The 2,224-nt window shown below is 65.7% G+C and carries 2 protein-coding genes and 1 pseudogene; 2 read left to right on the top strand and 1 reads right to left on the bottom strand.

The window, feature by feature from the left end:
- Window positions 1-157 precede the first annotated feature (157 nt).
- Window positions 158-898 (bottom strand): hemolysin III family protein, encoded by a 741-nt coding sequence (locus tag ACFE99_RS25135; protein ID WP_375489604.1) that lies wholly within the window; start codon window positions 896-898, stop codon window positions 158-160.
- Between the two features lie 125 nt (window positions 899-1,023).
- Here ACFE99_RS25135 and ACFE99_RS25130 point away from each other — a divergent pair, with 125 nt between their 5' ends.
- Together ACFE99_RS25130 and ACFE99_RS25125 are read left to right on the top strand one after the other, a co-directional pair.
- Window positions 1,024-1,812, top strand: coding sequence for a (2Z,6E)-farnesyl diphosphate synthase (locus tag ACFE99_RS25130; RefSeq protein ID WP_375489602.1), 789 nt, complete (start codon window positions 1,024-1,026; stop codon window positions 1,810-1,812).
- Between the two features lie 32 nt (window positions 1,813-1,844).
- A pseudogene (locus ACFE99_RS25125) lies at window positions 1,845-2,224 on the top strand (hypothetical protein); the annotation flags it as partial.

The following is a 2,224-nucleotide window of genomic DNA, read 5'->3' as shown; positions in this document are numbered from 1 at the left end:
AATCCGCTCACTGCTCCACAGCGGCGCACTCCACACACTCGTCAATGCACTCTGATGGTGATCGAGCCGATCGACGTGATGGTGCTGGGCGACGACGGCAAAGTCACGGCGATGAAAGCCTACTGGTCAGCGGAGAACGTCACCCAGCTCTAGCGCCCTACAAGACCGCGAACCACATCGCGATGTAATGGCAAGTCGCCGCCACCACGGTGCAGGCGTGGAAGAACTCGTGATAGCCGAATACCGTCGGCCACGGGTCGGGCCAGCGCAGCCCGTAGAACATGCCGCCGACGCTGTAGATCACTCCACCGACGATGAGCAGCACCATCGCGGCCACGCCGGCGCCGTGCAAGATTGGGCCGATAAACCAGATCGCTACCCAACTCAGAAGCAGATACAGCGGCACGCCGACCCAGCGCGGCGCCGACGGCCAGCACATTTTCAGGGCGATCCCGGCCAGCGCGCCGCCCCACACGATCCACAGCACCAGGCGCCCATCCCCCGGCGGCATGGCGCACACCGCAAACGGGGTGTAGCTGCCGGCGATGAACACGAAGATCATCGAGTGGTCGAGCCGTCTCATCCACATGCGCGCAGTCAGCGAATTCCAGTGGATGCGGTGATAGGTGGCGCTGACCCCGAACATGGCCACGATGGCCGCGGTGTAGGTCAGCGTTGCCAGTCCGGCGGCGGTGCCTGACAACGGCCAGGACACGGCCACCAGGGTCGCGCCCGCGATGATCGACACAATCGCCGAATAGAGGTGGATCCAGCCGCGGAGCCGCGGCTTCGTCAGGACATTTACCGCGCCGTCGGCGAGGTGTTCGGCCGCATGTTCGGCCGCAGCCAACGCCCCGGACCGAGCGGGATCGTCTGTCACGCCGGTCGAAGCGTTCATCTCCCTCCCTCATCAAGATCGCTGCAACGCCTACTAGCCACAGTACTGGGCGCCCCGGTGAACCCCAGGGTGCCGCGCGTCGAGATTGCCGGTAATTCTCGACGTCCGCACTAGTCTGGATACCCGTGGAGATAATTCCGCCGCGGCTCAAGGAGCCGCTGTACCGGCTCTATGAGCTGCGGTTGCGGCAGGGCCTGGCGGCATCGAAATCCGCGTTACCCCGGCACATCGCCGTTTTGTGCGACGGCAATCGGCGCTGGGCGCGCAGCGCGGGCTACGACGACGTCAGCTACGGCTACCGAATGGGCGCGGCCAAGGTCGCCGAGATGCTGCGTTGGTGCCAAGAGGCCGGCATCGAAATGGCCACCGTCTACCTGCTGTCGGCCGAAAACCTGCAACGCGACCCCGATGAGCTCGCCGCACTCATCGAGATCATCACCGACGTCGTCGAGGAGATCTGTGCGCCGGCCAACCGCTGGAGTGTGCGGACGGTGGGCGATTTGGGGCTGGTCGGTGAGGAAACGGCACGCCGACTACGCGGGGCCGTCGACTCCACCCAGCCCAACAGTGGCTTTCACGTCAACGTCGCGGTCGCCTACGGCGGCCGCCAAGAGATCGTCGACGCCGTGCGAGCTCTGCTGAACAAAGCACTGGCCAACGGTGCCAGCGCTGAGGAACTCATTGAGGCGGTCACGGTCGAGGCCATCTCCGAAAACCTTTACACATCAGGGCAACCCGACCCTGACCTGGTGATCCGGACCTCCGGAGAGCAGCGGTTGTCGGGTTTCTTGTTGTGGCAGAGCGCCTATTCCGAGATGTGGTTCACAGAGGCGTACTGGCCGGCGTTTCGCCGCGTCGACTTCCTGCGCGCGCTCCGCGATTACAGCCTGCGTCATCGCCGTTACGGCCTGTAATCCGTCGACGGCCGCCGTGCGACACTAGACGCATGGCTGCGCTGTCGGCGGTCGTGTTCACGCTGAGCTGGTGGCTGGGGCTGTATCTGCTGGCCCGCGACCCGCGCAAACCGGTGCTGGTGCTGGCGGCGATCGGGCTGTGCGGATTTGCGGCCGTCGTGGCGCTGGACGCGGTGCGCGTCACCGGGCATGTCGACGCGTTGAGCCACGTCGAAGTTTACCTGGTCGCAGTGCCTGGTGTGGCGTGGTTTGCGGTGCTGCTCGAGCTGTCCCGGCCGTGCGAGAGCTCGCGGGCGCGCACCGGTGAGGTACTGCTGGTGGCGGCGATAGCGGCGCTGACCCTGCTGGGCGCGACGCTGGCCGGCAGCGTCGACGGGCCGCTTCGTCCGGGCCACGTGGTGATGTTTGCAGT

Source organism: uncultured Mycobacterium sp., from assembly GCF_964249325.1.
In the GTDB taxonomy this organism is placed as follows: domain Bacteria; phylum Actinomycetota; class Actinomycetes; order Mycobacteriales; family Mycobacteriaceae; genus Mycobacterium.
This window is presented reverse-complemented; position numbering and strand designations above follow the sequence as displayed.

What these genes read in the sequence shown, in the direction of transcription:
- ACFE99_RS25135 (WP_375489604.1), bottom strand. Translation starts at nt 898, where the DNA reads ATGAACGCTTCGACCGGCGTGACAGACGATCCCGCTCGGTCCGGGGCG.